This is a genomic window from Klebsiella quasivariicola, assembly GCF_002269255.1.
Classification (GTDB): domain Bacteria; phylum Pseudomonadota; class Gammaproteobacteria; order Enterobacterales; family Enterobacteriaceae; genus Klebsiella; species Klebsiella quasivariicola.
Genome location: NZ_CP022823.1, coordinates 4,997,315 through 5,018,717, shown reverse-complemented (window position 1 = coordinate 5,018,717; position 21,403 = coordinate 4,997,315). Strand labels below are relative to the sequence as shown.

Here is a 21,403-nt window from a genome sequence, read left to right as displayed (position 1 = left end):
TCGTTTCCTGATAGTGATAGTGTAGTGGTAGCCTTAACAGGATTTCCGGGGAATGTTCCCGAACTGTTATCTCTGACGCGATTTTCGAATGAAAATGTTGTGAAAGCGTAACCAGGTTCTCAACATTATGAATCGTAGCAAACTGGGTTGCCTGGTGAATAAGTTTTCCCATGACGCCTAACCACGATAGAGAAGGGAGACGATAAATGATTGCACTAGAAATGCGCAACCTTGACGGCAGTGAAATTTTGCATGCCTGCCCGCAGGAGAGTCTGAATAAACCCTTGCCCTGTATCGTTTTTTATCATGGCTTCACCTCGTCGAAGCTGGTCTACAGCTACTTTGCGGTGGCGCTGGCCGAGGCGGGGTTCCGGGTGATCATGCCGGACGCGCCGGAGCATGGGGCGCGCTATCAGGGCGATGAGGCCGGGCGGATGCTGCGCTTCTGGCCGATCCTGCAGCAGAATTTCAGGGAGTTCCCTGCGCTGCGCGAGGCCATTATGGCTGAAGGATGGCTGGAGGGGGAGCGGTTGGCGGTGGCGGGCGCGTCGATGGGAGGAATGACGGCGCTGGGCATCATGACGCATCATCCCGAGTTGAACAGCGTCGCCTGTCTGATGGGGTCAGGCTATTTTCGTTCGCTGTCGCAAACCCTGTTCCCCTCGCCTGATTTTGATATCGATAGTCTCAACGAATGGGATGTCAGCCATCAGTTGTCGTCACTCGCCCGGCGGCCGCTGTTGCTCTGGCATGGTGACGCCGACGATGTCGTGCCGCCAGAAGAGACCTTCCGTCTTGAGCAGGCGCTCCGGCAAGGCGACCTTGCCGCCAGGTTGACCTGTGTCTGGCAAAAGGGCGTCCGCCATCGCATTACGCCAGAGGCGTTGGCCACGACGGTCGCCTTTTTTCAGCAGCACCTTTAAACGCGGATCACGCTGACGCCCTGATCCTCAAGCTGTTTGAGGATCGCGGCATCGGCCTGTTTGCCGGTGATCACTACATCAATTTGCCCGGCCTGGCTGAATAACATCCCGGCGCGTTCGCCGATCTTGCTGCTGTCGACCAGCACCGCCAGTTTGCCGACCACGTTGAGCATTTTCTGCTCGGCCATGGCGGTCAACATATCGGTTTTGTAGAGCCCTTCCGCGGTTAACCCTTTGCCGCTGGTGAACATCCAGTGTCCGGCATACAGGCTGTTTTCGCTACCGTGTGGACTGAGCGTGATGGCATGGCTGCGGTTGTACTGCCCGCCCATGATAATGACGCTGTCGTGCTCCTGGTCTATCAGATAGTTGGCCAGCGGCAGATAGTTGGTAATGATCTGCACCGGTTTGCCGCACAGCTCTCGCCCCAGCAGAAAAGCGGTGGATCCGCAGTTGATGACGATACTTTCCCCGGGCGCGATCAGCTGTGAAGCGGCGCGTGCAATACGCACTTTTTCATCCAGGTTTTGCGCCTGATGGATGTTCATCGGCGTCCAGCGGGGGCGCTGCTCGCTGATGGCTTCCGCACCATTGCGAACCTTTTTCAGTTTGCCGCTTTCGTCCAGTTTGTTGATATCACGTCGGGCGGTCGCAGGTGAAATCCCGAGCCGCGACATCACCTGCTCCACGGTAACAAACCCCGTTTGGGCGAGTAGATCCAACAAAATTTGGTGCCTTTGCGCTTCCGTCATGAGCAAATCCGATTAAAAGTGAACGGCAAAGATGATATTTGAAATCATGTGAAAATACTAACCCTGAAACGGGGTATTTCCGGCAGGCAGAGCCTGCCGGAGGTGGCTTACAGGAAGGATTTGAATGGCAGATCCGGCTCGATGGTAAAGCAGTCGTCAAAGCCGCGCGGGTAGTGATATTCGAAATTGTCTTTATCCAGCGGCCAGGTAAATTTACCGCCAACCTGCCAGATAAACGGCTTGAAGCCGTACTTCAGCCGATCTTTTTTCATCTCCCACAGGACGCGGATCTCTTGCGGATCGGCCTGAAAGTTTGACCAGATATCATGGTGGAACGGAATAACGACTTTCGCGTTAAGCGATTCCGCCATGCGCAGGATATCGGCGCTGGTCATTTTATCGGTGATCCCGCGTGGGTTCTCGCCATACGAGCCGAGGGCGACGTCAATGTGATGTTCGTTGCCGTGCTTCGCATAGTAGTTGGAGTAGTGGGAGTCGCCACTGTGGTAGAGATTGCCGCCTGGGGTTTTAAACAGATAGTTGACCGCGCGCTGGTCCATGCCATCCGGCAGTACGCCAGCGGCTTTTTGGTCCGCCGGAAGGGTGATCAGCGCGGTGCGATCGAACGCGTCGAGCGCATGGATCTCAATGTCTTTGATCTTCACCACATCGCCGGGCTTCATGACGATACAGCGCTCTTTCGGCACGCCCCAACCGATCCACAGATCGACGCAGGTTTTTGGCCCAATAAAGGGCACATCGGCCGGGCAGTTCTGCATGACGGCGGCAGCGACGTTAACGTCAATATGATCGTTGTGATCGTGGGTCGCCAGTACGGCGTCGATCTGGCGTATAGCGAACGGATCCAGCACGAACGGGGTGGTACGCAGGTTAGGCTGTAATTTTTTCACCCCTGCCATCCGCTGCATCTGGTGGCCGGTTTTCATTAGAGGATTACCGTGGCTTTGTTTGCCGGTGCCGCACCAGAAATCGACGCAGACGTTGGCTCCGCCTTCTGATTTTAACCAGATGCCGGTACAGCCCAGCCACCACATGGCGAAGGTGCCAGGCGCAACTTGCTCCTGCTCAATCTCCTCATTCAGCCAGCTGCCCCATTCCGGAAAGGTGTTCAGGATCCATGATTCACGGGTGATGGTCTGTACTTTACTCATCGTGGTCTTCCTCATGCATTTTCAAAAGTAATCAGTATTTGATTGGTTTTGATTTATGTTGTCACTGTGTTTTCAAAAATGCAATCCTGTTTTCCCGTGTTTGTGTGAAGCGTTACGCATAAACAGGCCTACCAGAGCCTGGCGTATATACAGGTTTTTTAATTTTATCTAACTGATTTAAAAATGTTTATTTATGTTTCTCTGTAAATGATTAGTTATAACCATGATGAAATAAGGATTATTGCGGCGTGCGTCACATTTAATCAAATTCAATCTTGTTGTGATTACTTTTGATTATTAGAGTGGGCAACGAGAAATGCTGAGCGTACAGCGCGTTCAGCGCCTTCACCATCGGGAGTGTGTTATGGCAATCCTCTACAACATCTTTACCGTTTTCTTTAATCAGGTGATGACCAATGCCCCGCTGCTGCTGGGTATCGTGACCTGCCTGGGCTATATCCTGCTGCGTAAAAGCGTTAGCGTGATTATCAAAGGCACCATCAAAACCATCATTGGTTTCATGCTGTTACAAGCCGGCTCCGGCATTCTCACCAGTACTTTTAAGCCGGTGGTGGCGAAAATGTCAGAGGTGTACGGCATCAATGGCGCGATTTCCGACACTTACGCCTCAATGATGGCGACCATTGACCGTATGGGTGAGGCGTACAGCTGGGTGGGATACGCGGTGCTCCTGGCGCTGGCGCTCAACATCTGTTACGTCCTGCTGCGCCGTATTACCGGTATCCGCACCATCATGCTCACCGGGCATATCATGTTTCAGCAGGCGGGGCTGATCGCGGTCTCATTCTTTATCTTTGGTTACGGGATGTGGACGACCATTATCTGCACCGCGGTGCTGGTCTCTCTGTACTGGGGAATCACCTCCAACATGATGTATAAGCCGACTCAGCTGGTCACCGACGGCTGCGGCTTCTCCATCGGTCACCAGCAGCAGTTTGCCTCGTGGATAGCCTACAAAGTGGCGCCTTATCTGGGCAAAAAAGAGGAGAGCGTCGAAGACCTTAAGCTCCCCGGCTGGCTGAATATCTTCCACGACAACATCGTCTCCACCGCGATTGTGATGACCATTTTCTTCGGCGCCATCCTGCTCTCCTTTGGCCTCGATGTCGTACAGGCGATGGCGGGGAAAACCCACTGGACGGTCTATATCCTGCAGACCGGTTTCTCCTTCGCGGTGGCCATTTTCATTATTACCCAAGGGGTGCGGATGTTCGTCGCCGAGCTGTCCGAAGCCTTCAACGGTATCTCGCAGCGCCTGATCCCCGGCGCGGTGCTGGCGATTGACTGTGCCGCAATCTATAGCTTTGCGCCGAACGCGGTGGTGTGGGGCTTTATGTGGGGCACCATCGGCCAGTTGATTGCCGTCGGCATTCTGGTTGGCGTCGGCTCATCCATTCTGATTATTCCGGGCTTTATCCCAATGTTCTTCTCCAACGCCACGATTGGCGTCTTTGCCAACCACTTCGGCGGCTGGCGCGCGGCGCTCAAGATCTGTCTGGTGATGGGCATGGTTGAAATCTTCGGCTGCGTCTGGGCGGTGAAGCTCACCGGTATGAGCGCCTGGATGGGGATGGCGGACTGGTCGATTCTCGCACCGCCGATGATGCAGGGCTTCGCCTCCATCGGACTGGCGTTTATGGCCGTCATCATCTTGATTGCACTCGCTTATATGTTCTTCGCCGGCCGCACGCTGCGTGCCGAGGAGGATGCGGAAAAACAACTGGCAGAGGCCTCTGCCCAATAAGGAGTTCTGATTATGACCGTACGTATTCTGGCTGTGTGTGGTAACGGGCAAGGAAGTTCCATGATCATGAAAATGAAGGTGGACCAGTTCCTGACGCAATCCAATATCGACCACACGGTAAATAGCTGCGCGGTAGGGGAATACAAAAGCGAACTGAACGGCGCGGATATCATCATCGCTTCAACTCATATCGCGGGTGAAATTACCGTCACTGGCAATAAATATGTGGTGGGCGTGCGCAATATGCTTTCGCCGGCGGATTTTGGCCCAAAACTGCTAGAGGTGATTAAAGCCCACTTCCCGCAGGATGTGAAATAAGGAGCGGTCATGAAACTCCATGATTCCCTGGCGCAGAACCACTCCATTCGCCTGCAGGCGGAAGCGGAGACCTGGCAGGAGGCGGTGAAAATCGGTGTCGATTTGCTGGTGGCCGCTGATGTGGTTGAACCCCGCTACTACCAGGCCATTCTCGACGGCGTCGCGCAGCACGGGCCCTATTTTGTTATCGCGCCGGGCCTGGCGATGCCTCATGGCCGGCCGGAAGAGGGCGTCAAGAAAACCGGCTTTGCGCTGGTAACGCTAAAAAAACCGCTGATTTTCAATCATGAAGATAACGATCCTGTCGACATTCTGATCACCATGGCGGCGGTTGACGCCACCACCCACCAGGAGGTGGGCATCATGCAGATCGTTAACCTGTTTGATGACGAAGCTAATTTCGACCGTTTACGCGCCTGCCGTAGCGAGCAGGAAGTGCTGGATTTAATCAAAAACGCCACCGCGGCGGCTGTTTAAAAGGAACATTATCATGTCATTACCTATGTTACAGGTCGCTCTGGACAATCAAACGCTGGCCAGCGCCTATGAAACGACCCGTCTGATTGCCGAAGAGGTGGATATCATTGAAGTGGGCACCATCCTCTGCGTCGGCGAAGGTGTACGCGCGGTGCGCGACCTGAAAGCGCTGTACCCGCATAAAATTGTGCTGGCGGACGCCAAAATCGCCGATGCCGGCAAAATCCTGTCGCGGATGTGCTTTGAAGCTAACGCCGACTGGGTGACCGTGATCTGCTGCGCCGATATCAATACTGCCAAAGGTGCGCTGGATGTCGCCAAAGAGTTTAACGGCGATGTACAAATTGAGCTGACCGGTTTCTGGACCTGGGAGCAGGCGCAGGCGTGGCGTGAAGCAGGCATTCAGCAAGTGGTCTATCACCGCAGCCGCGACGCGCAGGCGGCAGGCGTAGCGTGGAGTGAGGCGGATATCAGCGCGATTAAACGTCTGTCCGATATGGGCTTCAAAGTGACCGTCACCGGCGGTCTGGCGCTGGAAGACCTGCCGCTGTTCGCCGGGATCCCTATCCACGTCTTTATTGCCGGGCGCAGCATCCGCGATGCCGCCTCACCGGTGGAAGCGGCGCGTCAGTTTAAACGCTCTATTGCCCAGCTATGGGGTTAAGGAGCGGCTATGTTAGCGAAATCCATTCCGCTCGGCATTTATGAAAAAGCGCTCCCCGCCGGGGAGTGCTGGCTGGAGCGGCTGCAGCTGGCGAAAGCGCTGGGCTTCGATTTCGTTGAGATGTCTCTCGATGAAACGGACGCTCGTCTTGCGCGGCTGGACTGGAGCCCGGAGCAGCGTCTGGCGCTGGTTAAGGCGGTGGCTGAAACCGGCGTTCGGGTGCCATCGATGTGCCTTAGCGCTCATCGCCGTTTTCCGTTGGGTAGTGAAGATGACGCGGTACGTCATCAGGGACTGGAGATCATGCGTAAAGCCATCCGCCTGGCGCAGGATGTGGGGATCCGGGTGATCCAGCTGGCAGGCTACGACGTCTACTATCAGCAGGCGAACGATGAGACGCGCCGCCGCTTTCGTGATGGCCTGAAAGAGAGCGTCGAGATGGCCAGCCGCGCCCAGGTGACGCTGGCGATGGAGATCATGGATTACCCGCTGATGAACTCGATCAGTAAGGCCTTAGGCTACGCCCATTACCTGAATAATCCGTGGTTCCAGCTTTATCCTGACCTGGGCAATCTGTCGGCGTGGGATAACGACGTCCAGATGGAACTGAAGGCCGGGACAGGGCACATCGTGGCGGTACACGTCAAAGACACGAAGCCCGGCGTCTTTAAAAATGTGCCGTTCGGTGAAGGCGTGGTCGATTTCGAACGCTGCTTTACCACGCTCAAGCAGACCGGCTATTGCGGTCCCTATCTGATTGAGATGTGGAGTGAAACCAGCGCTGACCCGCTCGCAGAAGTGGCGAAAGCGCGGGACTGGGTGAAGGCGCGGATGGTCCGCGCGGGCCTGATGGAGGCGGCGTAATGCAACAACTGAAACAGCAGGTGTTCGAGGCCAATATGGATCTGCCGCGCTATGGTCTGGTGACGTTTACCTGGGGTAACGTCAGCGCCATTGACCGGCAGCGGGGCCTGGTGGTGATCAAGCCCAGCGGCGTCGCCTACGAATCAATGACCGTCGAGGATATGACGGTAGTCGATCTTGAGGGCAACGTGGTGGAAGGGCAGTATCGCCCCTCTTCCGATACCGCCACGCACCTGGCGCTTTATCGCCGCTATCCGAGCCTCGGCGGCGTGGTGCATACCCATTCGACCCACGCGACGGCCTGGGCGCAGGCGGGGCTGGCAATCCCGGCGCTCGGCACCACTCACGCGGACTACTTCTTCGGCGATATTCCCTGCACTCGGGCGCTAAGCGCGCAGGAAGTGGATGAAGCCTACGAGCTGAATACAGGGCAGGTGATTATTGAAACGCTGGGCGAGGCCAATCCGCTGCATACCCCGGGGATCGTCGTCTATCAGCACGGACCGTTTGCCTGGGGCAAAGACGCCCACGAGGCGGTACACAACGCGGTGGTGATGGAAGAGGTGGCGCGCATGGCGTGGATTGCCCGCGGCATTAATCCGCAGCTGCAGCCCATCGACAGCTGGCTGATGAAAAAACATTTTCTGCGTAAACACGGGCCAAACGCCTACTACGGGCAGAAGTAAGTTACGCGCTCCGGGGCTTTCACCTCAGGGTGAAGCAACTGGTCTGGCCCCGGAGCCGTTTTTAATCCTGACGATAGGCCGACGGCATTACGCGCATGCCGATGAGCGTGACCACGCAAATCATCGCGCCGGCGTAAAACGTTGCCCCGCGAGCGGAGGGCGGCTTTCATCTTTGCCAGCATTTCAGTTAGGATTCCCAAGGACGATCTCTTCGTCCGGACAGGGAAACAGGAGCAACGGAATGCTGATGAAAAAATGGTATGTTTGGCTGGCGCTTATTTTTCTGCCATTGCTGGCCTGGGTTCTGGTTGACGAAGGGACAGCAACCGCCTCACATCCACGGGATTGCCGGTTATCAACTTACGTTGATTATGATCCAGCGCCGGTTTTTACTCGCTGGCAGTGGATACCAAGCAAAGAGTGGGACCCGGCCAATACCGCCAGTGATGGTAATATTCTGCTCTGGTCAGATGGCAAGAAACGTGTGGCGGCGAATGAAGCGACGCTGCTGATTGACGGCAACTGGCAAACGCTGGCACCGGTATTATCTGGCTTACTTGAAAAGGAAAATTTTAAACTCCGGACAACATCAATGCCGATCATTCGTCTGGAAAAAGATTGGGGACAGGTGCTCTTGTCACGCCGCCCGGAGATAGCCGTGCGTCTGGCGCAACAATTTATCGCGCCCACACTACAACGGGCGGCGCAAGAGGGAGACATCACGCCAGCCGAAGGCGAACAAAAAATCGAATGGGCAATATCGCAACACCTGCTATGGGGTGTCTGGAAAGATCCGAAGCAGTTGCAACCAGAATTACAGCAGGACATCCCTTTTATTATCGCCAGCAAAACGTACAACGCAGGAGTCAGTAAACGCACAACCTACATGCAAATAATGGATGTCGGTTTAGTCTTTGGCCAACCCAAAGTCGCATTAACATTAACAACCTGCGACATAACGCCAAACCCGGAATATTCCATCAAAAAAGCCGCCGAAAATGGCAAGGCACGGCTCGCTGACTCTTCACTTTTCGGCACGAATATTCAGCGACTGCAACGCTATTTAACCGACCGATTTGTGCCTGCTGAAAGTATTAAACCCGTTCTGGCCCAGCTGAAAGAAAATAATATTACCAGCGAGTTGGCTTCAACGGCTTTGGCCTGGGTGAAAACAACGCCGGCAGAGGATAAAACGCCTGAACGTCAACCTCAGGAAGCGGCGCAATCCGGAACGATTAGCGTAGAAACCATCGCACTTAACGATATCTTCCCCGATACTGACGATTCACGAACGATTGAGAGCTATCAGGAACTTCCGCAAGGAAATGCCTTATTCGCGACAACACGCTACGACCGAGAACAGCAAAGTAAAGTGGCGGAACTATATATCACGAAACCAGCAGATCCACGGCAGGTCACCCAACTCTGGCAAGGAAAAAGGTTGTCCAGGTTAATCTTGGTGCATCAGGGAGCAAAGGCCTGGTTCGAAGCGTTCCCGCGACAATGGTTCTCACTGGATATCTCAAACCATAAAATCACGGCAATGACCGCAGCGCAGACAGAATCTGACGCTTATTCATTAGCATCATGGTTCAACGATATGCACGATGAGCCCGTTGCTTACTATACTGATCACAGTGACGAAGGAAAAGGGTGTCTGGTTTTTCGGCGTATGGATCCCCGCCTTCCGGCGACGGAAAATGTCATCTTCAGAACATGCCGTAATTATTACGCCATCGGTAACTCCGTTCAGGCGGTACGTATTTCAACGCCAGGCTATTTCTGGCTGGAAGACAGCAATGGATTAGTCAAACTTAACGCTAAGACTGGTAGAGCGGAATCATCGTATTCGGTTCCCTTCCGTACGGAAGGGGATCCCAGAACGCTCGTCATGAAGTTATCGAACGATGATATTGCCCGAAATTCGCCGCTACCGCTGGGTTCTCGTGAAGCACACTGGATAGCGTTACATTATGCATATTTGTTCCCTCCGCTGAATAATCTGAATAAAAGAAGTATTGGGACATATTTTATTGATAGCCTTAGCGGCAAATGGCGCTTTAGCGCAGAACTGAAAAATTCTGACAGCATTGATGCAACCGCACGCTCCGCCCATGGCCGTTTTTATGCTCAGGCTGGTTGTGAAAAGCCATCCGGGTCGGGAACAAGAATTGATATCTGGGAGGTGGCAACCGCGACGAGAATTGTGTCATTACAGCGCCCGAAATATTGTGGGTTGCAAGGAATGGCTTTTAACTGGCAGGGAAATACGCTGATTCTGGTTTATCGCGACGAATGGCTACGGGTAAGGATGCCGGACGGAATGCAGGATGCCGCAAGTGTAGACGCCATTCCTGAGCAGGGATAACTGATGATTAATTAACGAGAAGAGCGGTATGCGGTAATTTTTTGAATAACTGCATCCGAAATGGTCGCTATCCACTTTGCAGGTAACGATGAAAATTAAATCAGTGGTTATCCATCAGCAGGCTGACGCCGCCGAGTACCCAAACGCCTTTGGGAATACGGCCTAAGGTGGCGAAACGCGGAACCATCAATCACTCCTGATTATCAAATGGCGAGTGGCTGATTAAATCAGGTTGCGATGACGCTGATAAGTCGCTTTGTAAAATAATTCTCAATTGCGTTTAGGCGAGAGCCTCTCTTCGCTCCTCGCGAAGAGAGGCGAAGAATGGGGCAGGCGTTAGCGGTAAATCACCGCGCTGGCGCGAAGCGGGCCATTGGTTTCTGGTTCGTGCATCAGGATGGGCTGAAAGTATTTTGCCCCCTGCGCATCGCTCATCTGGCTAAGGGCCTGTTCGGCCTCGTGCTCAGTGGCCATGTTATGATTGATATAGATAACGCCGAGGCTCTGCACGTCGTCCATATTGCGGGCCTGACGTTCGGTGATTTGGATAGCTGCCAGCGCGTTGGCGCTGAAGAAAAGCGCAGCCATCATGGCGATGATTTTCAGTTTCATATACTACGCTCCTGACTGACAGTCCTGATACTGACTCGGGGCTCTCCTGTGGTCGTTGGGCTTTGATATAAGTGTAATCGCTGCGCGTTCATCGCATGGCGACCTTTTTTGATGCAGTTGTTCAAAAAAAAGCCGCTTCCTTTATTGGTTAATTTTAAATCACCCACTTAGCGCAGCTTGGCGCTTAGTGCGAATTATTTGTGCAAATCCGCTTGTGTTCCTGGGGGGCCGCCATTAGAATGACGCGTCAATTTTTCAGCCGCCCTTTAACACGTTCCTTGCCTCCATGGGCCGCGGCTGACCCAGACAGGAGGCTGAATAATCCGTAAGGAGCAATTCGATGCGTCATTACGAAATCGTTTTTATGGTCCATCCTGACCAGAGCGAACAGGTTCCGGGCATGATCGAACGTTACACTGGTGCAATTACTGCAGCAGCAGGTACGATCCACCGTCTGGAAGACTGGGGCCGCCGTCAGCTGGCTTATCCGATCAACAAACTGCACAAAGCTCACTACGTTCTGCTGAACGTTGAAGCGCCGCAGGAAGCGATCGATGAGCTGGAAACTAACTTCCGCTTCAACGACGCCGTTATCCGCAGCATGGTAATGCGTACTAAGCACGCTGTTACCGAAGCATCTCCGATGGTTAAAGCGAAAGACGAGCGCCGTGAGCGTCGCGAAGATTTCGCCAACGAAACCGCAGATGATTCTGAAGCTGGGGATTCTGAAGAGTAATCCTGATGACCAACCGTCTGGAGCTGTCCGGCATTATTTGCAGGACTCCACTTCGTAAGGTCAGCCCGTCAGGAATTCCTCACTGCCAGTTCGTGCTTGAGCATCGTTCAGTGCAGGAGGAAGCCGGTTTTCACCGGCAGGCATGGTGTCAAATGCCCGTTATTATTAGCGGTCACGAAAACCAGGCCATTACTCACAGTATAACGGTCGGTAGCGCAGTAACCGTTCGAGGGTTCATCTCTTGTCATAAGGCAAAGAACGGCTTGAGCAAAATGGTTCTGCATGCCGAGCAGATTGAATTGATAGATTCTGGAGACTAGCCATATGGCACGTTATTTCCGTCGTCGCAAGTTCTGCCGTTTCACCGCGGAAGGCGTTCAAGAGATCGACTATAAAGATATCGCTACGCTGAAAAACTACATCACCGAAAGCGGTAAGATTGTCCCGAGCCGTATCACCGGTACCCGTGCAAAATACCAGCGTCAGCTGGCTCGCGCTATCAAACGCGCTCGCTACCTGTCCCTGCTGCCGTACACTGATCGTCATCAGTAATCGGTCACGGTCCATTAATACGACTTTGAGAGGATAAGGTAATGCAAGTTATTCTGCTTGATAAAGTAGCAAACCTGGGTAGCCTGGGTGATCAGGTTAACGTTAAAGCGGGCTATGCTCGTAACTTCCTGGTCCCGCAGGGTAAAGCTGTTCCTGCTACCAAGAAAAACGTTGAATTCTTCGAAGCACGTCGCGCTGAACTGGAAGCCAAACTGGCTGACGTTCTGTCAGCTGCTGAAGCTCGTGCTGCGCAGATCAACGCCCTGGAATCCGTAACCATCGCGTCCAAAGCTGGCGACGAAGGTAAACTGTTCGGTTCCATCGGTACTCGCGACATCGCTGACGCTGTTACTGCAGCAGGCGTTAAAGTTGCTAAGAGCGAAGTTCGCCTGCCGAACGGCGTTCTGCGTAACGTTGGCGAGCACGAAGTGGACTTCCAGGTTCACAGCGAAGTATTCGCTAAAGTTATCATCAACGTGGTTGCTGAGTAATCGGCCTCTGACGTTCTGGTAACAACAAATCGCCGGCCTTGTGCCGGCGTTTTGCTTTTTAGCGCCTTTCATTTTGCGGCGGCGTAACGCTTGCTGTCGTCTTCTCCGCTATCGCGCACGGACGAAGCTGCCGTTCGACTGGCGGGTAAACAGCACCTGCTGGCCGTTGCCGGTGTCAATAGTGAGTCCGGTGACCACGCCGTTGGCGTTCTGCCGAATTTGCACCGTCTGTCCACTCTGCAAAGTGCTTAGTGGTTTGCCAGCGCCTTCAACCTGCGCCATGGCGTAAACGTCAGTGGCCGGCAGCCCATGATCGCGAAACAGCTGGGCCAGGGTTTTGCCTGACTCGATGCGATAGGTCCGCCACTGCTGCTCAATGCCCGGGGCGGACTGCTGCTGCGAGGATTGATACGGTTGGGAAGCAGGCTGCTGCGTCTGCGCCTGATCTGGCTGCTCGTCCTGAATCGGCTCCGGGGCGACGGGCGCCATCTGATCGGCATCGCTTACGGTCGGGGTATTGGTGATCGGCGGCAGGGGAACGGCCTGATTGCCGCCAGCTTGCGGCTGGGACTGTGACTGCAGGTTCAGATTCGCTTCACGGCTGGTGGAGGCCGGGCTTTGGTTATCGTCGGCGGGGAGCAGAATACCGATAATGACTAACAGGAAGCCAGCGATGATACCCCGGCGGTGCATCGGAGGCAGCGGGTCCAGGAGGCGAAAATCATCCGGAGCGTGCCAGATTTTCGCCAGAATAGATGTCAGTTCAACGCGCCCGGGCATGGCTTTCCTCCTGCTCCGCATATTTTTATCCTGCATATGAGTATAGATGGCTAACGTCCTGATGACCGGAACAAAGTAAAGTTAACCTGCTGCCACCTATTGTTTCTGTTTCGCTGAGATTTGTCATCATCCGCCGACAAAGTTTTACCCATTTCGCTATGGCTGTTATGCTTTCGCACGCTTTTCTCTTGATGTTTATCACCCAAAAAGGAACAACGATGGCAACCCCAACTTTTGACACTATCGAAGCGCAGGCAAGTTACGGTATCGGCTTGCAGGTTGGACAACAGCTGAGCGAATCCGGCCTGCAGGGGCTGCTGCCGGAAGCGCTGGTGGCGGGTATCGCCGATGCGCTGGAAGGTAACCAGCCGCAGGTGCCGGTGGAAGCCGTCCACCGTGCGCTGCGTGAAATCCACGAGCGCGCTGACGCCGTACGTCGCGAGCGTTTCCAGGCCATGGCCGCTGACGGTCAGAAATACCTTGATGAAAACCGCGAGAAAGAGGGCGTGAACAGCACCGAATCCGGCCTGCAGTTCCGCGTGCTGACCCAGGGTGAAGGGCCGATCCCGGCGCGTACCGACCGTGTTCGCGTGCACTACACCGGTAAACTGATCGACGGTACTGTGTTCGACAGCTCCGTCGCTCGCGGTGAACCGGCGGAATTCCCGGTAACCGGCGTGATCGGCGGCTGGATTGAAGCTCTGACCCTGATGCCGGTAGGTTCCAAATGGGAACTGACAATCCCGCACAACCTCGCCTACGGTGAGCGCGGCGCTGGCGCATCGATTCCTCCGTTCAGTACCCTGATCTTCGAAGTTGAACTGCTGGATATTATCTAAACAGCAGCGGCTTCCTCTTCCCCCGCGGCAGGGGAAGCCATGAAAATAGCGTAAAATCCTTAAGTTAAAAATTAATTGGAATTATGTTTTGCATTCATCACGCATGGGTGTATTTTTGTGAGCTATTTCGCGTTAGATGAGTGATATAACACTCACTTTAAACATAAAATTAACATTATATCTAAATCATAGTATTCATCCCTCCGATTCTTACCTAATATCGACTAGCCCTTGCTGGGGTTAATGACAGACGACAGGCCATCAGAGCCTGAACAACACAGACAGGTACAACAGGAAGAAATCACATGGTAGATCAGGTTAAAGTCGCTGCTGTCGAGCAGGAGCCGACTGAACAATCGCTACGGCGAAATCTCACAAACCGACATATTCAGCTGATCGCGATTGGCGGAGCGATCGGCACCGGGTTATTTATGGGTTCTGGCAAAACCATCAGCCTTGCCGGGCCATCCATTATTTTTGTTTATATGATTATCGGTTTTATGCTGTTTTTCGTGATGCGTGCGATGGGCGAATTACTGCTGTCAAACCTCGAATATAAATCCTTTAGCGATTTTGCGGCCGATCTGCTGGGACCGTGGGCGGGCTACTTTACCGGCTGGACCTACTGGTTCTGCTGGGTAGTGACGGGGATGGCGGACGTTGTCGCCATCACCGCCTACGCGCAGTTCTGGTTCCCCGGACTTTCTGACTGGGTTGCGTCGCTGGCGGTGATCCTGCTGCTGCTGGGCCTGAACCTGGCCACCGTCAAGATGTTTGGCGAAATGGAATTCTGGTTCGCAATGATCAAAATCGTCGCCATCGTGGCGCTGATCGTGGTCGGCCTGGTGATGGTGATGATGCATTTTAAATCGCCGACCGGCGTCGAAGCCTCTTTCGCCCATCTGTGGAATGACGGCGGCTGGTTCCCGAAAGGCCTCAGCGGTTTCTTTGCCGGCTTCCAGATAGCGGTGTTTGCCTTCGTAGGGATTGAGCTGGTGGGGACCACCGCCGCAGAAACCAAGGACCCGGAAAAATCGCTGCCGCGGGCGATCAACTCCATCCCGCTGCGTATCATTATGTTCTACGTCTTCGCGCTGATTGTGATTATGTCGGTGACGCCGTGGAGCTCCGTGGTGCCGAGCAAGAGTCCGTTCGTTGAGCTGTTCGTGCTGGTCGGCCTGCCGGCGGCGGCGAGCCTGATTAACTTCGTGGTGCTGACTTCCGCCGCCTCCTCGGCCAACAGCGGCGTATTCTCCACCAGCCGTATGCTGTTCGGTCTGGCGCAGGATGGTCAGGCGCCGAAGATGTTTGCCAAGCTGTCGAAGCGTGCGGTACCGGCGAAGGGCTTAACCTTCTCCTGCATGTGCCTGCTGGGCGGCGTGGTGATGCTGATGGTCAACCCGAGCGTGATTGCCGCGTTCACTATGATCACCACGGTGTCGGCAATCCTGTTTATGTTCGTCTGGACCATCATTCTCTGCTCTTACCTGGCGTATCGTAAAAATCGTCCTCAGTTGCATGAGAAGTCGAGCTACAAGATGCCGCTGGGTAAAGTGATGTGCTGGGTGTGCATGGCCTTCTTCGTCTTTGTGCTGGTGCTGTTGACCCTGGAAGACGATACCCGTGAAGCGCTGATGGTCACCCCGCTGTGGTTTGTGCTGCTCGGCGCGGGCTGGCTGTTTGCCGGCAAAAAACGTCTGGCGAAATAAAAAAAGGCCACCCGGAGTGGCCAAATAAGACGGACAATGTCGAGGGCGCCTGCGGGCGCCTTTTTTTACTTCCCGCCGAGGGCGCGCGGAAACAGTACGTTATTTTCCAGACTGATGTGCTCCATCAGATCGTCAATCATCTCGTTGATACCGTTATACATCGCCTTCCAGGTGGTGCAGGCTTCCGGCGGCGGCGTCACGTTATGGGTGATGTGTTTAATGACTTCCAGCAGTTCACCCGCTTCGTCATGCTCGCTTTCCATTACGCTGATCGGGCCCCCGGCCTGGGCGCCCATTCCCTGTTTGATCATCGGGAACAGGATCTGCTCCTCTTTCATCATGTGGCTGGAAAGCTCCTGATGCAGCATGGTCAGGTATTTGGTCAGCCCTTTCGGCACGTTCGGTTTATCGGCATGGACGCGTTCAACCTTGGTAGCCTGCAGGATCAGCTCCGGCAGCTGTTCACGGTGCCGGTCGTGATAGCGGACGATGATATGGTCGATAATCTCCGGGAGGGGCGCCGCGCGCCAGTCGCGGGAGAGAGGCTGCTCGGCCAGTTTCGCCAGCTCGGCTTCAATCACCGCGACATCCAGCGCTTTCCGCGATGCGGCGCGCGCCAGGGTCTGTTTGCCGCCGCAGCAGTAATCCATGTCGTATTGACGGAACAGGGCGGAGGCGCGCGGGATGGTCAGCGCCAGCTCGCCTAAAGGTTGGTCACGGAAAGCCATAGCTGTTACCTCGTCATCAGGAATATAAAATGTATTTTAAATGCATCTTTAAGGCAAGGGAATACCCCTTAAGAGGGTCTGGCTACTTTTTTTCGTTCGTCAGCGGTTGCAACGTCGGTTTTTCCGGTCTGGCGCGTACGGCGGAGACTACGCCGAGCACCAGCAGCAGGATCCCGCTCAGGGTCAGTAACGGCGGTAAACTTTGCCGCAGCAGGAAGGTATACAGCAGCCCGGCCAGGGTTTCGAAGACGATCAGCGGCCCGAGGATCACCGTCGGCAGCCGCTGGCTGGCGATATTCCAGCACAGCGCGCCGACCCATGAGCAGAGCACTGCGATAGCCAGCATCAGCGTAATAAACACCGCCGGGCGCGGGCCGAAGGGCAGGGGGAACCCGGCCTGCTGACCGTGCAGCCAGACGCAGGCGGCGAGGTAACCGGCCAGCGAAACCGGAAGCGTCACCAGCGCCTGGGCGGTAGCCCACATCATCGGCGGCTGATGCGGATTTTCCCGCAACCAGCGGGCGTTGCGCAGGGCATACCAGGCCCAGCAGGCCACCGATCCCAACGCCAGTGCGATGCCGGAGCCGTAGCGCCACAGGCTAAAGTCAGGCAGCCCCTGGCGCAGTTCCGCGACATTCACGCAGATCAGGCCGAGGGCAATGCAGACCAGCGCCGGAAACAGGCGCCGCCACGGCAGCTTCCCGTCGCGCTGGCTGTAGAGCAGATTGGCGAAGACCGGCAATACCACCGGCAACGTGCCGATAATCATGGTGGAGACCGGCGCGCCGGTGCGCTGAATGGCGCTGGCCAGGCAGGCGTAATAGATAAGATTCCCCATCATTGTCAGGCCCAGCGCGGTCCACCAGTCCTGCCGGCTCAGCTGGCGCAGGCGCCCGCGCCCGAGCCACGCCAGCGGCAGGGCGATCAGGCCCAGCGCCAGATAGCGTCCCATCGACTGCAGCATCGCCGGATACTCTGGTACCAGCAAAGGCCCGACAAAAATTAACCCCCACATCAGCCCCGCCAGCAGGGCGTACAGCACACCACTAATCATCATTGCATCCGTTGTCATTACCGTTGTCTGCAGTGTAGAAGGGGGGCGGGCAGGAATATTGTATGAGATTGCGCATTAGCGCCTGGCGACCTGCTTCTGATAGCGCACCGGCGTAATACCGTAACGCAGGGTGAAGGCGCGGGTCAGGTGGGACTGGTCGGTGAGGCCGACGGCAATCGCTACTTCGGCGGCGGGCATGCCGTGGGTGAGAAACGCCTTGGCGCGCCACAGACGGATAGCCATCAGCATCTGATGGGGCGTCACGTGATAGTGGGCTTTAAACTGGCGCTGAAAGTGGTACGGGCTCAGCGCCGCCACCTGCGCCATCTCGTCGAGGGTGATGGGGCGCATATAGTTATCGTGCAGGTAGTCGCGCACGCGGTCGAAGCGATGCCCGGCTTCACCCTGCGCCGAGGCATAGTGGGCCAGAGGGCGGAAGGTGTCGATGAGGTCGAGCAGCATTCCCTGCTGGGCCAGCGGATCGTCGCTATGCCACAGGCCATAAATCAGCTGACCAATCTGTCGGGAACGCAGGGGATCCTCGCGAACCACCTCGCTGAACCACCAGTCGCGCACCCCGGTGATGGCTTCCAGACGGTCCGGCTCCAGATAAATCATCCGGTAGCGCCAGCCGTCGGCGGTTGCCGCTTCGCCGGTGTGCAGCTCGTCGGGATTCATGGTGACAATAGCGTTTGCGGCGGCGATGTGCTGGCTGCCGCGGTAGCGAAAGCGCTCCGCGCCTTGCTCGATCACGCCGATGCCGAAGGCTTCGTGGGTATGGGGTTCAAAGGCGTAACGGGAGATATGGGCGTGGTAAAGCTCTACCCCGGGCAGCTGTTCGAGATGGCGAAAGCGCGCGCGGTCTTTTTCATCACTAAATTGGGGTGGTACGCCCTGCATGCCTGCCTCCCGACGGTTACCCCTTCAATATGGGAGAGGAACCGCCGGGACGCAACCGCAAAAGCTGAGAGGGGCGGTTACAGAATGCCTTTCACGCTTTCAACAAGGGAGGTGGTCGGACGGCCGATCAGCGTACTCAGGGTGCGGCTGTCGTCAAACAGCCCGCCTTTCGACGCGCCGGTATCGGAATCCGCCAGCATATCGGCAAGCCCGGCTGGCAGACCAACGCTTTTCAGCGCGGCGGCGAAATCAGCTTCGCTGAGGTTTTGATAAACCACGTTTTTCCCGCTTTGCTTGCTCAGCTCGGCAGCCAGCTCGCTCAACGTCCAGGCGTTATCACCCGCCAGTTCGTAAATTTTCCCTTCATGGCCTTCACCGGCGATAACGCGGGCGGCAGCGGCGGCATAATCCGCGCGGGTGGCGGAGGCAATTTTACCCTCGCCAGCGGCACCGATAAACACGCCATGCTCCAGCGCCGGCGGTGCGCTGGCCAGATAGTTTTCGGTATACCAGCCATTGCGCAGCAGGGCGTAAGCGATACCAGAGTCGGACAGCATCTGCTCGGTTTCAATATGCTCTGCGGCCAGGCCCAGCGGCGAGGTGTCGGCGTGCAGCAGGCTGGTGTAGGCGATGAATTTTACCCCGGCGGCTTTAGCGGCGTTGATGACGTTGCGGTGCTGAACGGCGCGCTGACCGACTTCGCTGGAGGAGATTAACAGCAGTTTATCCACGCCCTGCAGCGCGGCGGTCAGCGCCGCTTCGTCGCTATAGTCGGCCTGACGGACAACGACGCCCTGCTGGCTGAGCGCCTGGGCTTTGGCCGGGTTGCGGACAATCGCCACAATCTGGCTGGCAGGAACGGTTTTAAGCAGGTTTTGCAGAACGTAGTGGCCAAGCTGGCCGGTGGCACCGGTAAGGGCGATCATGGGACTTCTCCTTCGTGTTTATTGGCAGTTGTGGTAAGCTACCACCTTAACTAACTTTTAGTAAGTACGTACAAAAAGGTAAGTGTGAAATGACCGAATCGACGCTGAGCGAGAAACTGCGCACCGGCAACCTGTTCGCGGAACAGTGCCCGTCGCGCGATGTGCTTAAACATGTCACCAGCCGCTGGGGCGTGTTGATTCTGGTGGCGCTGCGCGAGGGGACCCATCGCTTCAGCGATCTGCGGCGCAAAATGGGTGGGGTCAGCGAAAAGATGCTGGCGCAGTCGCTGCAGGCCCTGGAGCAGGATGGTTTTATCGACCGTATCTCTTATCCGGTGGTACCGCCACACGTTGAATATAGCCTGACGCCGCTCGGCCTGCAGGTGAGCGAGAAGGTGGCCGCCCTGGCGGACTGGATCGAGATCAATCTGCCTGCGGTGCTGGCTAACCACGGGGAGTAAAAATGTATCACTCCCTGTCGCCCCGCCACCGGGGAGATGTTCCCGGATAGCGGCGGGCGTCTTATCCGGGCTACCCGTCAGCTCCGGTTTGTAGCCCCGGTAAGCGCAGCGCCACCGGGGAGATGTTCCCGGATAGCGGCAGGTGCCTTATCCGGGCTACCCGTCAGCCCCGGTTTGTAGCCCCGGTAAGCGCAGCGCCACCGGGGAGATATTCCCGGATAGCGGCTGGCGCCTTATCCGTATATGGACACCTCCCGTTATGCAAGTCATCTCTGCATTTTGTGTAACGGGGTAAGGTGCGTTCGTATATCCGGCCTCTCTTACGATACCGTCGTATCCGGGCCATGATGTTATCTGCGCATCTGTTTCCATTCGGGCTAGCGGCTTTGTTTTCCAGGGAGCCTTCGGATAAGTCGGAATGACAGATGCCGGTCTTACCTGTTACTCATCACACTTTGCTGACTGCACTCTCACGGCAGGTTATTGCTCTTTTACTGCATGGGTTACAGGCCGCCGGTTAACCGGCGGCCTGTAACCCATGGTAATCTTCTTCGCGGCTCAGTATCGCCCATGCTATTCGCGCATTCTTGTTCGCCAGCGCCACCGTCGCGATATTCCGGTTTCGCCTTTCCGATAACGCCTTCAGCCACTGGCTGCGTCTGTCGGTTTTATTCTGACACGCGTTCAGCACCGCACGCGCACCGTGGATTATCAGCGTCCGCAGGTAACTGTCTCCCCGTTTGCTGATAGACCCCAGCCGCGCTTTCCCGCCACTGGAGTGCTGCCGCGGGACCAGACCCAGATACGCCGCCATCTCCCGACCACTTTTGAACTGTCTGCCATCGCCGACCGCCGCCACCAGCGCACTGGCCACCACCGGCCCCATACCCTCTATCGCCAGCAGCCTTTTTATCCGGATATCATCCCGTGCTGACTGCTCAAGCCGCCTGTCATGGCGGGCGACCCGCTCATCCAGCATCTGCAGCTCTTCCGCCAGTTCGCTCAGCAGGCGGATAAAGCGGTCATCCCACAGCTCTTGTTGCGACAGTATCTCCGGCAATGCCTTACGTAGCTGCCTTATTCCCACCGGCAGTACCAGACCAAACTCACCCAGCAGTCCCCGCATCTCATTACTCAGGGCTGTCCGGGCGCGGACGAGCCGGGCCCGGACGCGGTGCTCTGCCTGCAGCGTCTGCTGCCGCTCTGTCTTCATGGCCACAAAGCGCATTCCGGGACGGCTGATAGCCTCGCAGATAGCTTCCGCGTCGTTGGCGTCATTCTTCTGCCCTTTAAGATAGGACTTGACCCGCTGAGGCGGGATAATGCGTACGGTATGCCCCATACGGGTCAGCTCGCGGGCCCAGTAGTGGGCGGCGCCGCAGGCTTCAATCCCGATAAGGCAGGGAGAGAGTTGAGAGAAAAAGGCGGTCATGCGGTCCCGGCGCAGGGTTTTACGCAGGACAACATGTTCATGGTGATCCACGGCATGTATCTGGAAGATATTTTTAGCCAGGTCGAGACCAATACGTTTAATATTCATGATGGACACCTCCTCCGGGGATCTGGGGTTAACACCTCAGTCTGGCACTTTGATGCCGTAAGGTGGGAGGTGTCCATCACATCGGG

24 protein-coding genes and 2 pseudogenes are annotated in these 21,403 nt (G+C 55.8%); 15 read left to right on the top strand and 11 right to left on the bottom strand.

Annotated elements, in window-relative coordinates; all coding sequences use genetic code 11:
- Nucleotides 1–206: 206 nt before the first annotated feature.
- Nucleotides 207–923 carry an esterase gene (gene yjfP, locus B8P98_RS25235; protein ID WP_025712635.1) on the top strand — a complete coding sequence of 239 codons (717 nt, stop codon included), beginning with the start codon at nucleotides 207–209 and terminating at the stop codon, nucleotides 921–923.
- Here the strand turns inward: yjfP and ulaR are convergent.
- Together ulaR and ulaG are read right to left on the bottom strand one after the other, a co-directional pair.
- Nucleotides 920–1,675 (bottom strand): HTH-type transcriptional regulator UlaR, encoded by a 756-nt coding sequence (gene ulaR, locus B8P98_RS25230; protein WP_004177697.1) that lies wholly within the window; start codon nucleotides 1,673–1,675, stop codon nucleotides 920–922. The two genes, yjfP and ulaR, sit on opposite strands and share 4 nt — an antisense overlap.
- 107 nt (nucleotides 1,676–1,782) lie before the next feature.
- Nucleotides 1,783–2,847: an L-ascorbate 6-phosphate lactonase gene (ulaG, locus tag B8P98_RS25225; RefSeq protein ID WP_025712636.1), complete on the bottom strand. Its 1,065-nt coding sequence runs from the start codon at nucleotides 2,845–2,847 to the stop codon at nucleotides 1,783–1,785.
- A gap of 364 nt (nucleotides 2,848–3,211) precedes the next feature.
- Between ulaG and ulaA the strand changes: the two genes are divergently transcribed.
- The 6 genes from ulaA to B8P98_RS25195 are packed head-to-tail and all read left to right on the top strand — an operon-like array spanning nucleotide 3,212 to nucleotide 7,621.
- Nucleotides 3,212–4,612 carry a PTS ascorbate transporter subunit IIC gene (gene ulaA / locus B8P98_RS25220; protein ID WP_025712637.1) on the top strand — a complete coding sequence of 467 codons (1,401 nt, stop codon included), beginning with the start codon at nucleotides 3,212–3,214 and terminating at the stop codon, nucleotides 4,610–4,612.
- A gap of 12 nt (nucleotides 4,613–4,624) precedes the next feature.
- Nucleotides 4,625–4,930, top strand: coding sequence for a PTS ascorbate transporter subunit IIB (ulaB, locus tag B8P98_RS25215; RefSeq protein ID WP_001577590.1), 306 nt, complete (start codon nucleotides 4,625–4,627; stop codon nucleotides 4,928–4,930).
- 9 nt (nucleotides 4,931–4,939) lie between these two features.
- Nucleotides 4,940–5,407, top strand: coding sequence for a PTS ascorbate transporter subunit IIA (gene ulaC, locus B8P98_RS25210; protein WP_008807180.1), 468 nt, complete (start codon nucleotides 4,940–4,942; stop codon nucleotides 5,405–5,407).
- A 13-nt stretch (nucleotides 5,408–5,420) separates the two neighbouring features.
- On the top strand, nucleotides 5,421–6,071 hold the full coding sequence (ulaD, locus tag B8P98_RS25205; protein ID WP_008807179.1) for a 3-keto-L-gulonate-6-phosphate decarboxylase UlaD: 651 nt from the start codon (nucleotides 5,421–5,423) through the stop codon (nucleotides 6,069–6,071).
- A 9-nt stretch (nucleotides 6,072–6,080) separates the two neighbouring features.
- Nucleotides 6,081–6,935, top strand: a complete 855-nt coding sequence (locus B8P98_RS25200) for an L-ribulose-5-phosphate 3-epimerase (protein ID WP_025712638.1) — start codon at nucleotides 6,081–6,083, stop codon at nucleotides 6,933–6,935.
- Complete coding sequence (locus tag B8P98_RS25195; RefSeq protein WP_025712639.1) at nucleotides 6,935–7,621, top strand: L-ribulose-5-phosphate 4-epimerase; 687 nt, start codon at nucleotides 6,935–6,937, stop codon at nucleotides 7,619–7,621. Before B8P98_RS25200 ends, B8P98_RS25195 begins: the two co-directional genes overlap by 1 nt.
- Before the next feature lie 61 nt (nucleotides 7,622–7,682).
- Here the strand turns inward: B8P98_RS25195 and B8P98_RS31750 are convergent.
- A pseudogene (locus B8P98_RS31750) lies at nucleotides 7,683–7,766 on the bottom strand (hypothetical protein); the annotation flags it as partial.
- Nucleotides 7,767–7,862: 96 nt separating this feature from the next.
- Between B8P98_RS31750 and B8P98_RS25185 the strand changes: the two are divergent.
- Nucleotides 7,863–9,989, top strand: a complete 2,127-nt coding sequence (locus tag B8P98_RS25185; protein ID WP_095033539.1) for a hypothetical protein — start codon at nucleotides 7,863–7,865, stop codon at nucleotides 9,987–9,989.
- Between the two features lie 109 nt (nucleotides 9,990–10,098).
- On the opposite strand, the pseudogene B8P98_RS31745 reads toward B8P98_RS25185, so the two are convergent.
- A pseudogene (locus B8P98_RS31745) lies at nucleotides 10,099–10,176 on the bottom strand (hypothetical protein); the annotation flags it as partial.
- A 149-nt stretch (nucleotides 10,177–10,325) separates the two neighbouring features.
- The gene (locus B8P98_RS25180; RefSeq protein WP_002885689.1) at nucleotides 10,326–10,601 is read right to left on the bottom strand and encodes a YdgH/BhsA/McbA family protein; all 276 of its coding nucleotides are present in this window, start codon (nucleotides 10,599–10,601) and stop codon (nucleotides 10,326–10,328) included.
- A 340-nt stretch (nucleotides 10,602–10,941) separates the two neighbouring features.
- Between B8P98_RS25180 and rpsF the strand changes: the two genes are divergently transcribed.
- Genes rpsF through rplI form a run of 4 tightly spaced genes read left to right on the top strand, consistent with a single transcriptional unit; the run spans nucleotide 10,942 to nucleotide 12,380 of the window.
- Nucleotides 10,942–11,337 carry a 30S ribosomal protein S6 gene (rpsF, locus tag B8P98_RS25175; protein ID WP_008807174.1) on the top strand — a complete coding sequence of 132 codons (396 nt, stop codon included), beginning with the start codon at nucleotides 10,942–10,944 and terminating at the stop codon, nucleotides 11,335–11,337.
- Between the two features lie 5 nt (nucleotides 11,338–11,342).
- Nucleotides 11,343–11,657 (top strand): primosomal replication protein N, encoded by a 315-nt coding sequence (gene priB / locus B8P98_RS25170; RefSeq protein WP_002885722.1) that lies wholly within the window; start codon nucleotides 11,343–11,345, stop codon nucleotides 11,655–11,657.
- Between the two features lie 4 nt (nucleotides 11,658–11,661).
- Entirely contained in the window at nucleotides 11,662–11,889 is a 228-nt protein-coding gene (gene rpsR / locus B8P98_RS25165; RefSeq protein ID WP_000135199.1) for a 30S ribosomal protein S18, read from the top strand.
- 41 nt (nucleotides 11,890–11,930) lie between these two features.
- Nucleotides 11,931–12,380, top strand: a complete 450-nt coding sequence (gene rplI / locus B8P98_RS25160; protein ID WP_008807173.1) for a 50S ribosomal protein L9 — start codon at nucleotides 11,931–11,933, stop codon at nucleotides 12,378–12,380.
- A gap of 108 nt (nucleotides 12,381–12,488) precedes the next feature.
- Here the strand turns inward: rplI and B8P98_RS25155 are convergent, their stop codons facing one another.
- Nucleotides 12,489–13,160, bottom strand: coding sequence for a LysM-like peptidoglycan-binding domain-containing protein (locus tag B8P98_RS25155; RefSeq protein ID WP_012543105.1), 672 nt, complete (start codon nucleotides 13,158–13,160; stop codon nucleotides 12,489–12,491).
- 218 nt (nucleotides 13,161–13,378) lie between these two features.
- Here B8P98_RS25155 and fklB point away from each other — a divergent pair, with 218 nt between their 5' ends.
- Both fklB and cycA read left to right on the top strand, forming a co-directional pair.
- Nucleotides 13,379–13,999: an FKBP-type peptidyl-prolyl cis-trans isomerase gene (fklB, locus tag B8P98_RS25150; protein ID WP_002886687.1), complete on the top strand. Its 621-nt coding sequence runs from the start codon at nucleotides 13,379–13,381 to the stop codon at nucleotides 13,997–13,999.
- Between the two features lie 305 nt (nucleotides 14,000–14,304).
- A complete protein-coding gene (gene cycA, locus B8P98_RS25145) occupies nucleotides 14,305–15,708 on the top strand; it encodes a D-serine/D-alanine/glycine transporter (protein ID WP_002886688.1) in 1,404 nt (467 codons plus the stop codon).
- Between the two features lie 65 nt (nucleotides 15,709–15,773).
- On the opposite strand, the gene ytfE is transcribed toward cycA, so the two are convergent.
- The 4 genes from ytfE to B8P98_RS25125 form a co-directional block, all read right to left on the bottom strand.
- A complete protein-coding gene (gene ytfE / locus B8P98_RS25140; protein WP_025712641.1) occupies nucleotides 15,774–16,436 on the bottom strand; it encodes an iron-sulfur cluster repair protein YtfE in 663 nt (220 codons plus the stop codon).
- Between the two features lie 82 nt (nucleotides 16,437–16,518).
- Nucleotides 16,519–17,490: a DMT family transporter gene (locus B8P98_RS25135; RefSeq protein ID WP_025712642.1), complete on the bottom strand. Its 972-nt coding sequence runs from the start codon at nucleotides 17,488–17,490 to the stop codon at nucleotides 16,519–16,521.
- Nucleotides 17,491–17,565: 75 nt separating this feature from the next.
- Complete coding sequence (locus B8P98_RS25130) at nucleotides 17,566–18,390, bottom strand: AraC family transcriptional regulator (protein WP_025712643.1); 825 nt, start codon at nucleotides 18,388–18,390, stop codon at nucleotides 17,566–17,568.
- A gap of 77 nt (nucleotides 18,391–18,467) precedes the next feature.
- Nucleotides 18,468–19,316, bottom strand: coding sequence for an SDR family oxidoreductase (locus B8P98_RS25125; protein ID WP_025712644.1), 849 nt, complete (start codon nucleotides 19,314–19,316; stop codon nucleotides 18,468–18,470).
- 89 nt (nucleotides 19,317–19,405) lie between these two features.
- On the opposite strand from B8P98_RS25125, the gene B8P98_RS25120 reads away from it, so the two are divergent.
- Entirely contained in the window at nucleotides 19,406–19,777 is a 372-nt protein-coding gene (locus B8P98_RS25120; protein WP_025712645.1) for a winged helix-turn-helix transcriptional regulator, read from the top strand.
- Nucleotides 19,778–20,294: 517 nt separating this feature from the next.
- On the opposite strand, the gene B8P98_RS25115 is transcribed toward B8P98_RS25120, so the two are convergent.
- Nucleotides 20,295–21,317, bottom strand: a complete 1,023-nt coding sequence (locus tag B8P98_RS25115) for an IS110 family RNA-guided transposase (protein ID WP_095032646.1) — start codon at nucleotides 21,315–21,317, stop codon at nucleotides 20,295–20,297.
- Nucleotides 21,318–21,403: the final 86 nt, after the last annotated feature.